This window comes from Jannaschia maritima (assembly GCF_030973515.1).
Classification (GTDB): Bacteria; Pseudomonadota; Alphaproteobacteria; order Rhodobacterales; family Rhodobacteraceae; genus Jannaschia; species Jannaschia maritima.
The window spans coordinates 69,997-83,525 of sequence record NZ_JARGZA010000004.1 but is presented as its reverse complement, the minus strand read 5'-3'; the positions used below and the strand labels follow the sequence as shown (position 1 = coordinate 83,525).

The 13,529-nt window shown below is 70.8% G+C and carries 16 protein-coding genes; 4 read left to right on the top strand and 12 right to left on the bottom strand.

What is annotated here, in order from left to right; translation table 11 throughout:
• Positions 1-45 precede the first annotated feature (45 nt).
• The 4 genes from P0084_RS04700 to P0084_RS04685 form a co-directional block, all read right to left on the bottom strand.
• Positions 46-702, bottom strand: coding sequence for an OmpA family protein (locus tag P0084_RS04700; protein ID WP_308915651.1), 657 nt, complete (start codon positions 700-702; stop codon positions 46-48).
• A 5-nt stretch (positions 703-707) separates the two neighbouring features.
• Positions 708-2,078, bottom strand: a complete 1,371-nt coding sequence (locus P0084_RS04695) for a type II and III secretion system protein family protein (RefSeq protein ID WP_308915650.1) — start codon at positions 2,076-2,078, stop codon at positions 708-710.
• A gap of 191 nt (positions 2,079-2,269) precedes the next feature.
• On the bottom strand, positions 2,270-3,112 hold the full coding sequence (cpaB, locus tag P0084_RS04690) for a Flp pilus assembly protein CpaB (RefSeq protein WP_308915649.1): 843 nt from the start codon (positions 3,110-3,112) through the stop codon (positions 2,270-2,272).
• Between the two features lie 144 nt (positions 3,113-3,256).
• The gene (locus P0084_RS04685; protein WP_308915648.1) at positions 3,257-3,490 is read right to left on the bottom strand and encodes a hypothetical protein; all 234 of its coding nucleotides are present in this window, start codon (positions 3,488-3,490) and stop codon (positions 3,257-3,259) included.
• 503 nt (positions 3,491-3,993) lie between these two features.
• Here P0084_RS04685 and P0084_RS04680 point away from each other — a divergent pair.
• Positions 3,994-4,818, top strand: a complete 825-nt coding sequence (locus P0084_RS04680) for a lytic transglycosylase domain-containing protein (RefSeq protein ID WP_308915647.1) — start codon at positions 3,994-3,996, stop codon at positions 4,816-4,818.
• A gap of 34 nt (positions 4,819-4,852) precedes the next feature.
• On the opposite strand, the gene P0084_RS04675 is transcribed toward P0084_RS04680, so the two are convergent.
• The 7 genes from P0084_RS04675 to P0084_RS04645 form a co-directional block, all read right to left on the bottom strand.
• On the bottom strand, positions 4,853-5,140 hold the full coding sequence (locus P0084_RS04675) for a GNAT family N-acetyltransferase (protein WP_308915646.1): 288 nt from the start codon (positions 5,138-5,140) through the stop codon (positions 4,853-4,855).
• Entirely contained in the window at positions 5,140-5,766 is a 627-nt protein-coding gene (locus P0084_RS04670; protein WP_308915645.1) for a 3-oxoacid CoA-transferase subunit B, read from the bottom strand. The genes P0084_RS04675 and P0084_RS04670 overlap by 1 nt, the downstream gene beginning before the upstream one ends.
• A gap of 41 nt (positions 5,767-5,807) precedes the next feature.
• Positions 5,808-6,836, bottom strand: a complete 1,029-nt coding sequence (locus P0084_RS04665) for a PAS domain-containing protein (protein ID WP_308915644.1) — start codon at positions 6,834-6,836, stop codon at positions 5,808-5,810.
• Positions 6,837-6,870: 34 nt separating this feature from the next.
• Positions 6,871-7,578, bottom strand: a complete 708-nt coding sequence (locus P0084_RS04660) for a CoA transferase subunit A (protein WP_308915643.1) — start codon at positions 7,576-7,578, stop codon at positions 6,871-6,873.
• A gap of 130 nt (positions 7,579-7,708) precedes the next feature.
• Positions 7,709-8,806 carry a class II histone deacetylase gene (locus P0084_RS04655; RefSeq protein ID WP_308915642.1) on the bottom strand — a complete coding sequence of 366 codons (1,098 nt, stop codon included), beginning with the start codon at positions 8,804-8,806 and terminating at the stop codon, positions 7,709-7,711.
• Positions 8,803-9,231 (bottom strand): type II toxin-antitoxin system VapC family toxin, encoded by a 429-nt coding sequence (locus tag P0084_RS04650; RefSeq protein WP_308915641.1) that lies wholly within the window; start codon positions 9,229-9,231, stop codon positions 8,803-8,805. Before P0084_RS04650 ends, P0084_RS04655 begins: the two co-directional genes overlap by 4 nt.
• Positions 9,228-9,488, bottom strand: coding sequence for a type II toxin-antitoxin system Phd/YefM family antitoxin (locus P0084_RS04645; protein ID WP_308915640.1), 261 nt, complete (start codon positions 9,486-9,488; stop codon positions 9,228-9,230). The genes P0084_RS04650 and P0084_RS04645 overlap by 4 nt, the downstream gene beginning before the upstream one ends.
• 225 nt (positions 9,489-9,713) lie before the next feature.
• On the opposite strand from P0084_RS04645, the gene P0084_RS04640 reads away from it, so the two are divergent.
• Positions 9,714-10,187 (top strand): Hsp20 family protein, encoded by a 474-nt coding sequence (locus P0084_RS04640; RefSeq protein ID WP_308915639.1) that lies wholly within the window; start codon positions 9,714-9,716, stop codon positions 10,185-10,187.
• A 139-nt stretch (positions 10,188-10,326) separates the two neighbouring features.
• Here the strand turns inward: P0084_RS04640 and P0084_RS04635 are convergent, their stop codons facing one another.
• Complete coding sequence (locus P0084_RS04635) at positions 10,327-10,830, bottom strand: hypothetical protein (RefSeq protein WP_308915638.1); 504 nt, start codon at positions 10,828-10,830, stop codon at positions 10,327-10,329.
• Positions 10,831-11,106: 276 nt separating this feature from the next.
• Between P0084_RS04635 and miaB the strand changes: the two genes are divergently transcribed.
• Both miaB and P0084_RS04625 read left to right on the top strand, forming a co-directional pair.
• A complete protein-coding gene (miaB, locus tag P0084_RS04630) occupies positions 11,107-12,429 on the top strand; it encodes a tRNA (N6-isopentenyl adenosine(37)-C2)-methylthiotransferase MiaB (protein ID WP_308915637.1) in 1,323 nt (440 codons plus the stop codon).
• Positions 12,430-12,471: 42 nt separating this feature from the next.
• Positions 12,472-13,491: a PhoH family protein gene (locus tag P0084_RS04625; RefSeq protein ID WP_308915636.1), complete on the top strand. Its 1,020-nt coding sequence runs from the start codon at positions 12,472-12,474 to the stop codon at positions 13,489-13,491.
• The last annotated feature ends 38 nt before the right edge of the window (positions 13,492-13,529 follow it).

The following is a 13,529-nucleotide window of genomic DNA, read 5'->3' as shown; positions in this document are numbered from 1 at the left end:
GAAACGGGGTCGGCCCCACCGGCGCGCCGCCCGGGTCGGGGGTGGTCACCCGCCTGCGGGGGCCGATGCGCCCGCGGTGGACGTCGCCCCGCCGGAGCCGGTCGCCGGTTGGCCGGAACTGGCGACGTAGCGGCGGTACACGATCTGCGCGTACTTGCCGTCCAGCACCATCGGGTGTTCCTGCAGGAAGCCGCTGACGCGCGTCACCGTGCGCCGGTTGGCCCGCTCGGGACCCGGAACGGGGACCACCGGCTGCGATTCCCCTTCGGAGACCAGCGCCTCCAGCCGGGTGGGGGACACGCCCCGCGCCGCAAGATAGCGCACGGCCGCTTCCGCGCGCCTGCGCCCCAGCGCCAGGTTGTATCCGTTGCTGCCTACCAGGTCGGTATGGCCGAACACGCTGAACCGCACCTCGGGGAACTGCTGCATGAACCCGGCCTGCTGATCCAGGACCGATCGGGCCGTCGCGTCCAGCGCGGCGGAGTTGAACGCGAAGGTCAGGGTCGTGGGCACGGTGTCCGCGAAGCGCGTGCCCAGATGGCTCAACGCCGTGACCTCGCCCGAATGCACGGCCTGGTTGGCCCGCGTCGCGACGCCGAAGGTGGGGCCGATCGCGTGCGACCCGGCGGGCGCGTCGGGGTCGACGACCGTGCAGGCCGCCAGGAGCGCCGCGCCCGCGGCCAGGACCAGGGGATGCCGCATCGCGATCACTCCAAAACGTAGCCGTAGTTGCCGCCCAGATCCTGTCCCAGGGGCACGGAGCCGCGCGTGGAGCGTGCCGTCGTGCGCGTCCCCTCGCCGGAGATGCGGCCACGGGTGAACAGCTCGTTCTCGGACGGGGGCCGGATCGTGTCCAGCGGCGTGGCGATCGCCTCGCCCCGGGTGGGGGACACCAGATAGGCGGTGATCATGATGACCAGCTCCGTCTGCTCGCGCCGATAGCCCGCGGACCGGAACAGGGCGCCGATCACGGGCAGGTCGCCCAGCCAGGGAACCTGGTTGACCGTGTCGCTGAAGTCGTCCTGCAGCAGCCCGCCCACGGCGAAGGACTGCCCGTCGCGCAACTCGACCGTGGTGGCGGTCTGGCGGCGGGTGAAGGTGAAGGCCTGCGCCCCGTTGCCGATCGGCACGGTCGCGTCCTCCGACACGTCGCTGACGGAGGCGTCCAGCTTCAGGTTGATGATGTCGCCGTCCACGACCGTCGGCGTGAAGGTCAGCTCCACCCCGAACGGGCGATAGGCGACGCCCACGTTGCCCTCGTCGTCGATCTCGGGGATGGGGACCTCGCCGCCGGCCAGGAACTGCGCGGGCTGGCCGGACAGGGCGGTCAGGTTCGGCTCCGCCAGCGTGCGGACCAGGCCCTTCGTTTCCAACGCCTGCAGCATCAGCTGGAAGCTCAGATCGTCGATGCCGAAGCTGACGTTGAACATGCCGGCGGGGTTCGTGACCGTGCCGCCGCCGCTGGCGGTGACGTCCGTGCCCGCGGCCGACAGCTGCGCGCCCAGGTTCTTCGCCACGTTGCGCCGCATCTCGGCGAAGCGGACCTTCAGCATGACCTGCTGCGTGCCGCCCACGACCATCAGGTTCAGCACCCGGTCGGGGGCATAGCGTTCTGCGATCTCCATCGCGTGCTCGACCTTCTGCGCGGACGACACGGTGCCCGACAGCACGATGCCGTCGTTTGCGGTCCGCACCTCGACGTGCTCGCCCGGCAGGATCTCGCGCAGGCGTTCCTTGAACTCGGCGATGTCGGGGGTGACCTGGACCTCCACATTGGCGATCAGGCTGCCGTTCTGGCCCAGGATCGTCAGGGTCGTGCGTCCCGGCGCCTTGCCCAGCACGTACACGGTGCGCTCCGACAGGGTGGCGATGTCCGCGATGGCGGGGTTGGCGATCGACAGCTCCGCGAAGGGGGCGTCGCTTTCCAGCACGATGGCGCGGTTCAACGGCACCCGGAGCGCCTGTTGCAGCCCCCCCTCGGCCAGCCGCAGGGTCTGGGCCTGGGTGGCGGCAGGCGCGACGACGCCAAGGGACAGCAGCGCGACCGCGGCCGCGCGCAAGAATCCATATGTCGACATCGTGCCTGCCTTTCGCCTGACTGCCCGATCCGCGGAAGGTCTGACGCCTTCCTTTCGTGCGGGACACGCGTGGGGCGCGCGTCCCGGTCACGTTGCGCCGGGCAGGGGGGGGCCGTCCACCGTGGGGATCTTGGACGGCGACGTTAAGGCGGCGGGCCGTGTGTCTTATGTCACACGGACGGGCGGTCGAATCACGGGGCGCAGGGGACGGGGATGACCTCCACCGCGTCGCCGCGGCGGGTGCGGATGGTGCAGACCTTCGGCGCGGGGGCGACTTCGGGCGCGGGGGCCGCCGCCGCGACCTCGCGCGGGCCCAGGATCTCGGACAGGGTCGCTTCCACGTTCTCGGACGTCGTCTCGTCCTGGACGCCCACCAGGGCCATGGTCAGCCGTCCCGTGGCCTGCGCCTGGGCCAGCTTGGCCACGACCGCCGCGGGGGCCTCGACCGTGACCGTGCGCGCGATCGTGGGCGCGCCGCGCTGGCCGTCCGTGATCTGGTCGATGGCGATCAGGGGCAGGCTCGGATGAATCAGGCGGGTCAGGCCGCCATGCTCGTCCGATCCGGTCCAGTACACGTCGACGCGGTCGCCCGGACGCAGAAAGCCTGACACGCCCGAGGTCACGTCCACCTGCAGCGCGAAGGCGCGCATGCCCGGCGTCAGACTGGCGGCCACCCCCGCGCTGGCGCCCGGCGCGGTGACCTTGACGCCGAGCAGCGGCTCGCCGCGTTCGATGGACCGCAGCACCGTGCGGGGGCCTTCGCCGCCTTCGGGAAAGATCTGGTCCAGGGACGCGAAGGCCCCATCGGGCAGGGCGGCGGTCGGCCAGGCCACGGATGCGACGTCGTCCGGGGTCAGCACGTCGCCATAGGTCAGGCTGCGCTTGACCACGTAGACGTCGGTGACGTCCACGACCCGGCCCGCCGTCTCGTCCAGGGCGTCCTGATAGGCCGCGAACCGGCCCTGCGCCTGCATCACGGCGAAACCGGCGAGGCCGAGACCGGCAAGGAGGACGAGGACGAAGACGATACGCATGGACGGGACCCTCCGGGACTCGCCGCCACCCCTAGGGGCGGAGGCTTAAGATATCGTCACCGGCAGGGGGCCGGAACGAGGCGGGGGCGCCGCGATCCGCGGCGCCCCCGGCAGGATTGGAACGGTCGGAACGTAGTCCAGACGTCACTCCGTCTCGAGCGCCGTCCCGGCCGTCCGCTCCGCCGCCGTGAAGGTGTTGTCCGACGGATCGGTGTTCGCCAACTGCGACCCGATCTCGTCGGACAGGTTCGCCACGCCGGAGCGCACGACCCCCATCGCGGCCAGGCCCAGGCCCACGAGGGCCGCGGTCAGGACGACCCAGTCCACCGTGACGGCGCCGGATTCGTCGGAAAGGAAGGTCTTGAAGAAGGTGGTCATGGTGATCTCTCCACTCGGAACTGGATGACGGGGCGAACGGCCCGCGTCGATGGGAACGGGTATGCCGTCCAATCTTGGCGCGAATGGGGAAGCGGCGCGCCGGGGGCGCGGTGTTTTCGTGGGGGCGTCGGATGCACGGTGGCGGGGCTGCGTCTCGGTTCCACGCAACCCCGCCTGTCCGTCCCTCGTCGGGCGTACCCGTCGATGCGGCATGCTGATCCGGTTGGGCCGCGCGGTCCCGGGGAGAGGCGGGACGGTTGCGGCGACTGCTCGGGGCCTGCCTGTGCCCGGGTTGACCCGGTGCGGTTTCGCCGAACCCCTCGGTCGGCGTGTTAACCAACCTGTCCCGCGAATGGGGCGAGAATGGGGCGACGGGGGGGCCGACAGGGGGCCCGGGCGGAAAGCCGCCCGCCCGCCCCGGAACCGCGGCGCCCGAGCCACGGACCCGCCCGATCCGCCCACGCCGGGCTGACCGCAGGGCCGCCGCACGTCAGGCTGGGGGGATGCGCGTCCCGATTCTCATCCTGACCCTGTCCGCCGCGATCCCCGCCACCGCGGCGGCGGAGGTGATATTCAAGCGCGTCCGCCCGCCCGCACCCGGCAGCACGGCGCCCCGCATCGACATCCGCATCGACCCCGCCCCCGTCGCGGCACCGGCCCCGCCGCCCGCCGCGGCGCCGGAGGGCGCGGCCCCATCGGCCCCGCGGGCCACGGGCGCGGGGCACGACTGGTTCTGGACCGCCGTTCCCCCGGGGGCGGGCGCCGTGCCCGGACGGTTCGGCCTGGCCGCCCGCCGGGTCGCGGACGCGCCCCCTGGCAGCGGCGTGACGGCCCCGTCGCTGTCGACCATGCGCCGCATCGCGCAAGCGCACGGCGCCGCGATCCTGCGCCATTCGGCAGGCAGCCGCGTGTCGCCCGCCCTCGTCCTCGCCGTCATCGCGGTCGAATCGTCGGGCCGGATCGACGCGCTGTCCTCCGCCGGCGCGTCCGGCCTGATGCAGCTGATCCCCGCCACCGCGGACCGGTTCGGCGTGACCGACCGGAACGACCCGGACCAGAACGTCCGGGGCGGCGTCGCGTACCTCGACTGGCTGATCGACCACTTCGACGGCGACGCGGTGCTCGCGCTGGCGGGCTACAACGCGGGCGAAGGCGCCGTGCGCGACCATGGCGGCGTCCCCCCGTACCGCGAAACGCGCGCCTACGTCCCGAAGGTCATGGCCGCCTGGGCCACCGCCCGCCTGCTCTGCGCCCAGCCCCCCGAACTGCCCGGTGACGCCTGCCTGTTCGACGCGACGCTGGTGCCGCGGAACTTCGCCGCGCGGTGACGGGGCATCGCCGCGTCCCCCGCGCGCGCGTCGGTCACATCTCGAACACGTCCGCCGTGTCGGGGTGCTTGCGGGACTGCCCCATGAAGAACGGGCACAGGGGCACGATCTTGAACCCGTCCGCCCGGGCCTGCGCCACGACGTGATCGAACAGGGCCTTGCCCGCGCCCGTGCCGCGCAGCGCGGTCGGCACCTCCGTCCCGTCGACGATGATCTTCGTCGGCGACAGGCGCGAATAGGTCGTCACCGCCTCCGCCCCGTCGCGGGACAGGACCCACCGCCCGTCGGACGCCTCCGCCACGTGCTCGATCGCCTCCCCCATCACGCCACCAGCGTCGCTTCGGTCAGCGAACGCAGCTCGTCCTCCGTCACGCCGTCCGCCAGCTCCACGATCCGCAGCCCGCCCTCGACCACGTCCAGCACGCCCAGGTTCGTGATGATCCGGTCCACCACGCCCGTTCCCGTCAACGGCAGCGTGCATTCCCGCAACAGCTTCGACTGGCCGTGCTTGTTGGCGTGGTCCATCACCACCACCACCCGGCCCACGCCCGCGACCAGATCCATGGCCCCGCCCATGCCCTTCACCAGCTTGCCCGGGATCATCCAGTTGGCCAGGTCGCCGTTCTCCGCGACCTCCATGGCGCCCAGGATCGCGCAGGCGATCTTGCCGCCGCGGATCATCGCGAAGGACGTGGCCGAATCGAAGTACGCCGTGCGCCGCAGCTCGGTGATGGTCTGCTTGCCCGCGTTGATCAGGTCGGGGTCCTCCTCCCCTTCCAGCGGGAAGGGGCCCATGCCCAGCATGCCGTTCTCGGATTGCAGCGTGATCTCCTTGTCGCCGACGTAGTTCGCGACCAGCGTCGGGATCCCGATCCCGAGGTTCACGTACATCCCGTCTTCCAACTCCTCCGCGGCGCGCGCGGCCATCTGGTTGCGATCCCAAGGCATGTCGTCGGTCCAATCCGTGGTTGGGGCGCCGCGGGGGCGCGTCAGTTCGTGACCGCGTCCACCGGCACGTCGATCACCACGACCGTGCCCGCGGCGCCGCGCACGGGCGACAGCGTCGCGTCCAGGCCGGCCAGCAGGCGCGCGATCAGGCGTCCGCCCATCGTGCCGGGGTCGGGATAGAGCGCACCCGCCGGCAGCCCCACGCCGTCGTCGGTCACCGTGACGCGCAGGCCGCCCGCCGCCAGCTGCGTGACGCGGCATTCCACCAGCCCCTCGTCCATGCGGTCGAAGGCGTGGGCGAAGGCGTTCGACAGGACCTCCGACAGCAGCAGCGACACCCGGACGGCGGCATCCGCGCCCGCGTCGATCCGCTCGATCGCCTGGACGTAGCGGATGCCCGGCTGGCTGTCCTCGTGGGCGATGCCGGTGGCGATGCGCGACAGCAGCGCGCCCAGGTCGATGCGGGCGCGGGCCGCGGCGGGGCGCTGGTCGTCCGCCAGGCGCATCGCCTCGTACACCTGCTGCAGGCAGCCCAGGCGGCGGTGCAGCTGGCCGTATCGGTGGGCCGGGTCGGGGTCGTCCAGCCCGTCGTCCAGCCCGTCCAGCACCTCCGACAGGTCGCCCGCGACGCGGCCGCGGATCTTGCGCAGCAGGTCGCCCAGCTCGTCGCGCTCCCGCTCGGAAGGGTGCAGCTCCTTCTGGATGCCCAGGAAGTATATGACCTCGCCGCGCGCGTCGTGGATCGGGGCCACGATCAGGCGATTGGTGAACGGCTCGCCGTCGGCGCGATAGTTCACGATATCGACCGTCACGTCCTCCGACGCCGCGATCGCCCCGCGAAGGGCGTCCACGTCGGCCTTTTCGGTCCGATCGCCCTGCAGGAAGCGGCAGTTGCGCCCGATCACCGCGCTGCGCTCGTATCCGGTGGTCCGCTCGAAGGCGGCGTTGACGTACACGATGGGGTTGTCGTCGGCGCGGGGGTCGGTCAGCACCATGGCGACGCGGACCCGGCTGAACCCATCGAGCGCGGTCTGCTCGTCCACGACGGTCGCCAATCGGCGCCTCGTCAAGTCCCCCGTGGCCGCCATCCCCCCGCTCATGGCGTCAGGCCGCGTCCGGGCGCGGCCGCGTCGTGCGCTGCTCGATCCGCTTCTCGTGCGCGCCCTGCACGATGCGGTGGACGTAGATGCCCGGCAGGTGGATCGCGTCGGGGTCCAGGGACCCCGTCTCGACGATCTCCTCCACCTCCAGGACGCAGACGCGCCCGCAGGTCGCGGCGGGCACGTTGAAGTTGCGCGCCGTCTTGCGGAACACCGCGTTGCCCGTGCGGTCCGCCTTCCAGGCCTTCACGATGGACAGGTCGGCGACCATGCCCCGCTCCAGGACATAGGGTTCGCCGTCGAACTCCTTCAGCTCCTTGCCCTCGGCCACGACCGTGCCCACGCCCGTCTTGGTATAGAAGCCGGGGATCCCCGCGCCGCCCGCGCGCATGCGCTCGGCCAGGGTGCCCTGCGGGTTGAACTCCAACTCCAGCTCGCCGGACAGGTACTGGCGCATGAACTCCGCGTTCTCGCCCACGTAGCTGCTGATCATCTTGCGCACCTGCCGCGTCTGCAGAAGGATGCCGATGCCGAAATCGTCCACGCCCGCGTTGTTGGACGCGAAGGTCAGATCCTTCGTGCCCGCGTCCTTGATCGCCTGAAGCGCCAGTTCGGGGATGCCGCACAGCCCGAAGCCGCCCGCCGCGATGAACATGCCGTCGAACAGCAACCCGTCCAGCGCCGATGCGGCGTCGTCGTATATCTTCTGCATCTGTCCCCCCGGTCGCGCTTTCCGGTTCTGAAACAGGGGGTCTGCGAAGTCAATTCGCACGGGGGCGGGCCGAGCCCGCCCCCGTGCGACCCGGCCCCGAGCCTGGGCCCGGGCGCGACCGTGCCGCGCCCTAACCCAGCGCCGCCGCCATCGCGTCGATCACGCCGGCCGCATAGCCTTCGAACCCCGCATCCGGCTGCCGCCGCGCGAACACGTCGGCGAACGGGTCGGGCGCCACGGCCCCGCTGCCCGCCATCCGCGCGATCACGGCATGGGCGCAGAATGGCACGTACACTTCTGAATAGCCGCCCTCGTGCGCCATGACCAAGCGCCCGCCGCAGATGTCGTTCGCCAGATCCATCACTTGCGTCGTCATCGCGTCGAAGGTCGCGGCCGTCGCCATCATGCGTCCCAGCGGGTCGTTGATCGCCGCGTCCAGCCCGCAGGCCACCACGATCAGATCGGGCGCGAAGTCCCGGATCGCGGGCAGCACCAGCCGGTCCATCGCCAATAGGTACGTGGCGTGGCCGCATCCCGGGGGCAGGGGGACGTTCAGGTTCGTCCCGGCCGCGCCGCGCATGTCGAACCCGCCCGTATCCACCGGATAGTTCGCCGCCTGGTGCACGCTGATCGTCAGGATGTCCGGGTCGTCCCCATGGATGGCCTCGGTCCCGTTGCCGTGATGGACGTCCCAGTCCAGCACCGCCACGCGCCCCACCAGCCCCCGGGCGCGGGCCCGTTCCACCGCCAGGGGGATGTTCGCCAGCAGGCAGAACCCGTTGGGCCGATCCGGCAGGCAATGGTGCCCCGGCGGACGGGACAGCGCATAGGCGTTGCGCGCGGCCCCCGTCGCCACCCGCTCCACCGCCTCGGCCACCAGCCCCGCCGACAGGGCCGCGATCCCGTATCCGCCCGGCCCGAACGGCGCGCGCGGCCCCAACTCGCCCCCGCCCGCGTCCGACGCCGCCTCGAACGCGTCCAGGTACGCCGCCGGATGGACCCGCAACAGGTCCTCGCGCGTCAGGGGCGCGGCGGTGCCGTCGTCCAGCTCCCCCATCAGCCCCGTCACCCGCATCAGGTTGACCAGCCGACGCTTCGTTTCCGGATCTTCCGGCAGGCCCCCGCCGCCCGCGATGGGCTGCACCAGCCCGCCCACGGGCGCCATCTGGGCATAGTTGCCGCCGCCGTGCCAGAACGTGCGCTCGTCGTGCAGGAAGGCCGTGGTCATCGAAGGGTATCCCATGGGTTCAGGATCGGGACGCTCGTGGGCGCGTAGTCCGACACGTTCCGGGTGACGACCGTGGAGGCGTGTTGCATCGCTGTCGCGGCGATCATGGCGTCCCGGTCGGGGCGGTCGTCCGGCACGTGCAGTCCCGCGCACAGGATGGCCGTATTCTCTCCGAACGGCAGCACCCGCCCGGCGAAGGCCGTCCGCACGCCGTTCTCCATCCACGCCCGCAAGCTCTCGGCCTGCGCGGGATCCCGCCGCGCCACCCGCTGGATGCCGACCTCCAGCTCCAGCACCGTCATGACGGAAAGGAACAGCGCGGACGGGGTGACGCTTTCGGCCCAGGCGACCAGGTCGGGATCGGCACGACCCGTTCGCGCTGGGCGCAGTTCGGAGACGACATTGGTGTCCAGGACGAACGTCAACCCAGATCGACGTCCCGCGGCGATACGCGGACCGGCTCCGGCTCGAACGGGATGCCCGCCGCCGCGGGGTCCGACAGCATGTCCACGATCGTCGCCCCCTCCGGACGGTGCCGCCCGGCCAGGGCGTGATAGGCTTCGATGGTCAGCAGGACGTGGGCAGGGCGGCCTCGATCCGTGATGAAGACCGGGCCCGAGGCGGCGGCGCGCTTCGCGCCGCTGGCATCCTGGTCGAACTTGCGGCTCGTGATCGTTTGCATTCCCGCCTCCCGGCCAGATGTCGAAACGTGACTACATCGTGTGGCCGTCGGAGGTAAGCTATCCGGTAACGCGAAGGACCGCTGCGCGGACCCTCTTGAACCCGCCCCACGCCCTCCCCAGATCATCCCTACCGGATGCCGCCATAGGGTCCGGTCACGACCAAGACAGGCCTCCGTTCGACATCGAAGGGGGCCGCCCATGTATCGCTTGCGAAAGGATGCAACATGCGTACCTACGACTTCACTCCGCTCTACCGTGCCACCGTCGGCTTCGACCGCATGGCCGACCTGCTCGACCGTGTCGCGACGAACGACGCCGGTGCCGGCTACCCCCCCTACAACATCGAGAAGACGGACGAGGATGCGTACCGCATCTCCATCGCCGTGGCCGGGTTCACCGGTGACGAGCTGACCGTCGAGGCCCGCCAGAACGCCCTGGTCGTCGCGGCCAAGAAGGCCGACGACGGGACGAAGCGCACCTACCTCCACCGCGGCATCGCGACCCGCGCCTTCGAGCGGACGTTCCAGTTGGCCGACCACGTCCAGGTGACGGGCGCCCGCCACGAGAACGGCATGCTCCACATCGAGCTGGAGCGTCAGGTCCCCGAGGCCCTCAAGCCGCGTCGCATCGCCATCGCGGGCGACACGTCGCAGGCTCAGGCCATTGAGGCCGAGGCGACCGAGACCGTCGAGGCCTGATCCACTCCACCATCGGGCCCGGACAGGGGGCGCGTCCCATTCGGGGCGTGCCCCTTTCGCGTTCCACGGCGGGGTCGATCGGATCGGCGGTCCACCGTGACGACGGACCGATGACCCCTTGGGTGGCAGGGTGCAGCGGTCAATCCAGAACCCAATCCTCCTCGTCCTCCGCCTCCATCCCTCCGAACAACCACGCGTCCAGGCTCAGGCGGTCCTGGGCTTTGAAGCACAGCATCAGGGCAGCTCCGCACAGGATGATGACGCTGGGATAGAACAGATGCTGGATCCCGCTGATCCTCTCGACCGGCAGCCACAGGCCGAACGGGTCCAGAAGCGCGGACCAGATCATCACCGCGCTGAACCCCGTGATGGCCAGGAGCAGGGGAAGCGATACGATCCGAAGGAACCCAAGCACGACGCACAAGCCGATCGCGGCCTGCATCAGGCCGAACATCTGCTGCAGGTCTTGCGCCCCGAAGCCGAACACGTCGCCGTAGAATTGCTTCTGGATCCCGATCCCGGTGCCCGGCGTCACGACCTTTGCCAGCCCCCACCAGACCAGCAGCATCCCCAGCGATGCGCGCAGCGCGCACAAGGCGATCGCCTGTCCGGTCGTGACCTCCGTCGTGTCGTCCGCGTCCATGCCCGGGTCCTTCCGCGTGGAATTTCGATGCGGGAGGTGATGGGCCGCGGATCTTAAGGGTCCCTTACCGCGCCGATCACGTTTGCGGGCGACGCCGACCGGACCGCCGGACACCGCCCCCTATGTCGGAATGGTCCTGTGTCGCGCAGCGTCAGCCCGAAACGGTGCTCCTGCGTATGCACGGGGGGTGTACGGGGGGTGTACGGGGGGTGCACGCCCGATTGCGGCCCCTGGCGGCGCGCGCTATCCGGTCCCATCCAACCGCAGGACGTCGCCATGACCGCGCCCAAGAAGCTGCACGTCAAGACCTATGGCTGCCAGATGAACGTCTACGATTCCGAACGCATGGCGGAGGCGATGGCGGCGCAGGGCTACGTCGCCACGGACACGCCGGACGACGCCGACCTCATCCTGCTGAACACCTGTCACATAAGGGAAAAGGCGGCGGAGAAGGTCTATTCCGAGCTTGGCCGACTGAAGCCCCTGAAGGCCCGGAACCCCGATCTGCGCATCGGCGTCGCGGGCTGCGTGGCGCAGGCCGAAGGGGCCGAGATCGCGGCGCGACAGCCCGCCGTGGACCTGATCGTCGGGCCGCAATCCTACCACCGCCTGCCCGACCTCGTGGCGCGCGCGAACCGCGGCGAGCGGGCGATCGACACCGACATGCCCGACGAGGACAAGTTCGAGCATCTTCCGCAGCTTAGGACCCCCGCCGCGCGCCCCACGGCGTTCCTGACGGTGCAGGAAGGCTGCGACAAGTTCTGTGCCTTCTGCGTCGTCCCCTACACCCGCGGCGCCGAAGCCAGCCGCCCCGTCCGCCGCCTGCTGGACGAGGCGCGCGCCCTGGCCGACCGGGGCGTCCGGGAGGTCACGCTGCTCGGTCAGAACGTGAACGCCTACCACGGCGAGGGGCCCGACGGCCGGACGTGGTCGCTGGCCGACCTCGTCTGGGCGATGGCGGACATCGACGGGTTGGAACGGATCCGCTTCACCACGTCCCATCCCAACGACATGACCGACGACCTGATCGCCGCCCACGGCGAATGCCCCGAGTTGATGCCCTATCTGCACCTGCCCGTGCAGTCCGGCAGCGACCGCGTGCTGAAGGCGATGAACCGCAAGCACACGGCGGCCCGATACGTCGACATCGTCGACAGGCTGCGCGCTGCGCGACCGGACCTCGCGCTGTCGGGCGACTTCATCGTGGGCTTTCCCGGCGAAACGGATGCCGACTTCGAGGACACGCTGCGGTTGGTCGAGCGCGTCGGTTATGCGCAGGCCTACAGCTTCAAGTACTCCGCCCGCCCCGGCACGCCGGCCGCCGAACGCGCCGGCGTTCCGGCCGCGGTCGCCGCGGAGCGCCTGCATCGCCTGCAGTCCCTCCTGACGGCTCAGCAGCGGGCGGCCCAGGAAGCGATGGTGGGCGGGATCGTCGACGTCTTGCTGGAAAAGCCGGGCCGCCTGCCGGGGCAGATGGTCGGCAAGTCCCAGCACCTCCACGCCGTCCACGTGGCGGACGCGGCGGGGTGGGGTGGCCGGATCGTGCGCGCCCGGGTCACCGCGGCGGCCCCCAATTCCCTTGCGGCGGAATTGGTCTAGACTCTCCCACAGACGCCCCGATTTGCGAGAGGATCGAACGGCTTGGCCACCACCGCAGCGACCGGAACCCGCCTGACCCTTCCCGACAACCGCCTGGCCGCGCAGTTGGTCGGCGCCCACGGCGCCCACCTCGCGCAGGTCGAACAGCTGATGGGCGTGCGCATCGCCCATCGCGGCAACGAGTTCACCATCACCGGCGAGGCCGCGGATGCCGCTCACGACGTTCTGCGCGCCCTGTACGAACGGCTGGAAGCGGGCCGGGGCGTGGACATGGGGGCCATCGACGGCCTGATCCGCCTGCGCGGCGACGACGGCGAGGTCCGGCCCGGCGACCAAGCCGAGATGTTTCCCCCCGAATCGTTGGAGATCCGCACCCGCAAGAAGACCATGGAACCGCGGACGGAAGCCCAGCGCGCCTATGTGCGAAGCCTCCTGTCGCACGAGCTGACCTTCGGGATCGGCCCCGCGGGAACGGGCAAGACCTACATCGCGGTGGCCGTGGCCGTGTCGAAGTTCATCTCGGGCGAGGTCGACCGCATCATTCTGACCCGCCCGGCGGTGGAGGCGGGCGAGAAGCTGGGCTTCCTGCCCGGCACACAGGACGAGAAGGTCGACCCCTACATGCAGCCGCTCTACGACGCGCTGAACGACTTCCTGCCGGGCAAGCAACTGCAGAAGCTGCGCGAGGACAAGCGCGTCGAGATAGCGCCCCTGGCCTTCATGCGGGGCCGCACCCTGTCGAACGCCTTCGTCATCCTGGACGAGGCGCAGAACACGACGACCATGCAGATGAAGATGTTTCTGACCCGACTGGGGCAGGGCAGCGTCATGGCCATCACCGGCGACCGCAGCCAGGTGGACCTGCCCCGCGGCGTGCAGTCCGGCCTGCGCGACGCCGAAGGGATCTTACGGGGCGTCGAAGGCGTCGGGTTCAACTACTTCACGGCGCAGGACGTCGTGCGCCATCCCCTGGTCGCGCGCATCATCGACGCCTACGACGCGGACGACGCCAAGCGGGAAGCGGCGCGCAACGTCCATCGGGACGCCCCCGACCGTCCGTGATCGAGGTGGTGGAGGAGGGCGGGCGCTGGACGAGCGTC

Coding starts and splice junctions, on each gene's coding strand:
- P0084_RS04645 (WP_308915640.1), bottom strand. CDS start 9,488: ATGCAAACGATCACGAGCCGCAAGTTCGACCAGGATGCCAGCGGCGCG.
- P0084_RS04675 (WP_308915646.1), bottom strand. CDS start 5,140: ATGGGGGAGGCGATCGAGCACGTGGCGGAGGCGTCCGACGGGCGGTGG.
- miaB (WP_308915637.1), top strand. CDS start 11,107: ATGACCGCGCCCAAGAAGCTGCACGTCAAGACCTATGGCTGCCAGATG.
- P0084_RS04685 (WP_308915648.1), bottom strand. CDS start 3,490: ATGACCACCTTCTTCAAGACCTTCCTTTCCGACGAATCCGGCGCCGTC.
- P0084_RS04670 (WP_308915645.1), bottom strand. CDS start 5,766: ATGCCTTGGGATCGCAACCAGATGGCCGCGCGCGCCGCGGAGGAGTTG.
- P0084_RS04680 (WP_308915647.1), top strand. CDS start 3,994: ATGCGCGTCCCGATTCTCATCCTGACCCTGTCCGCCGCGATCCCCGCC.
- P0084_RS04635 (WP_308915638.1), bottom strand. CDS start 10,830: ATGGACGCGGACGACACGACGGAGGTCACGACCGGACAGGCGATCGCC.
- P0084_RS04700 (WP_308915651.1), bottom strand. CDS start 702: ATGCGGCATCCCCTGGTCCTGGCCGCGGGCGCGGCGCTCCTGGCGGCC.
- P0084_RS04640 (WP_308915639.1), top strand. CDS start 9,714: ATGCGTACCTACGACTTCACTCCGCTCTACCGTGCCACCGTCGGCTTC.
- P0084_RS04660 (WP_308915643.1), bottom strand. CDS start 7,578: ATGCAGAAGATATACGACGACGCCGCATCGGCGCTGGACGGGTTGCTG.
- cpaB (WP_308915649.1), bottom strand. CDS start 3,112: ATGCGTATCGTCTTCGTCCTCGTCCTCCTTGCCGGTCTCGGCCTCGCC.
- P0084_RS04655 (WP_308915642.1), bottom strand. CDS start 8,806: ATGACCACGGCCTTCCTGCACGACGAGCGCACGTTCTGGCACGGCGGC.
- P0084_RS04695 (WP_308915650.1), bottom strand. CDS start 2,078: ATGTCGACATATGGATTCTTGCGCGCGGCCGCGGTCGCGCTGCTGTCC.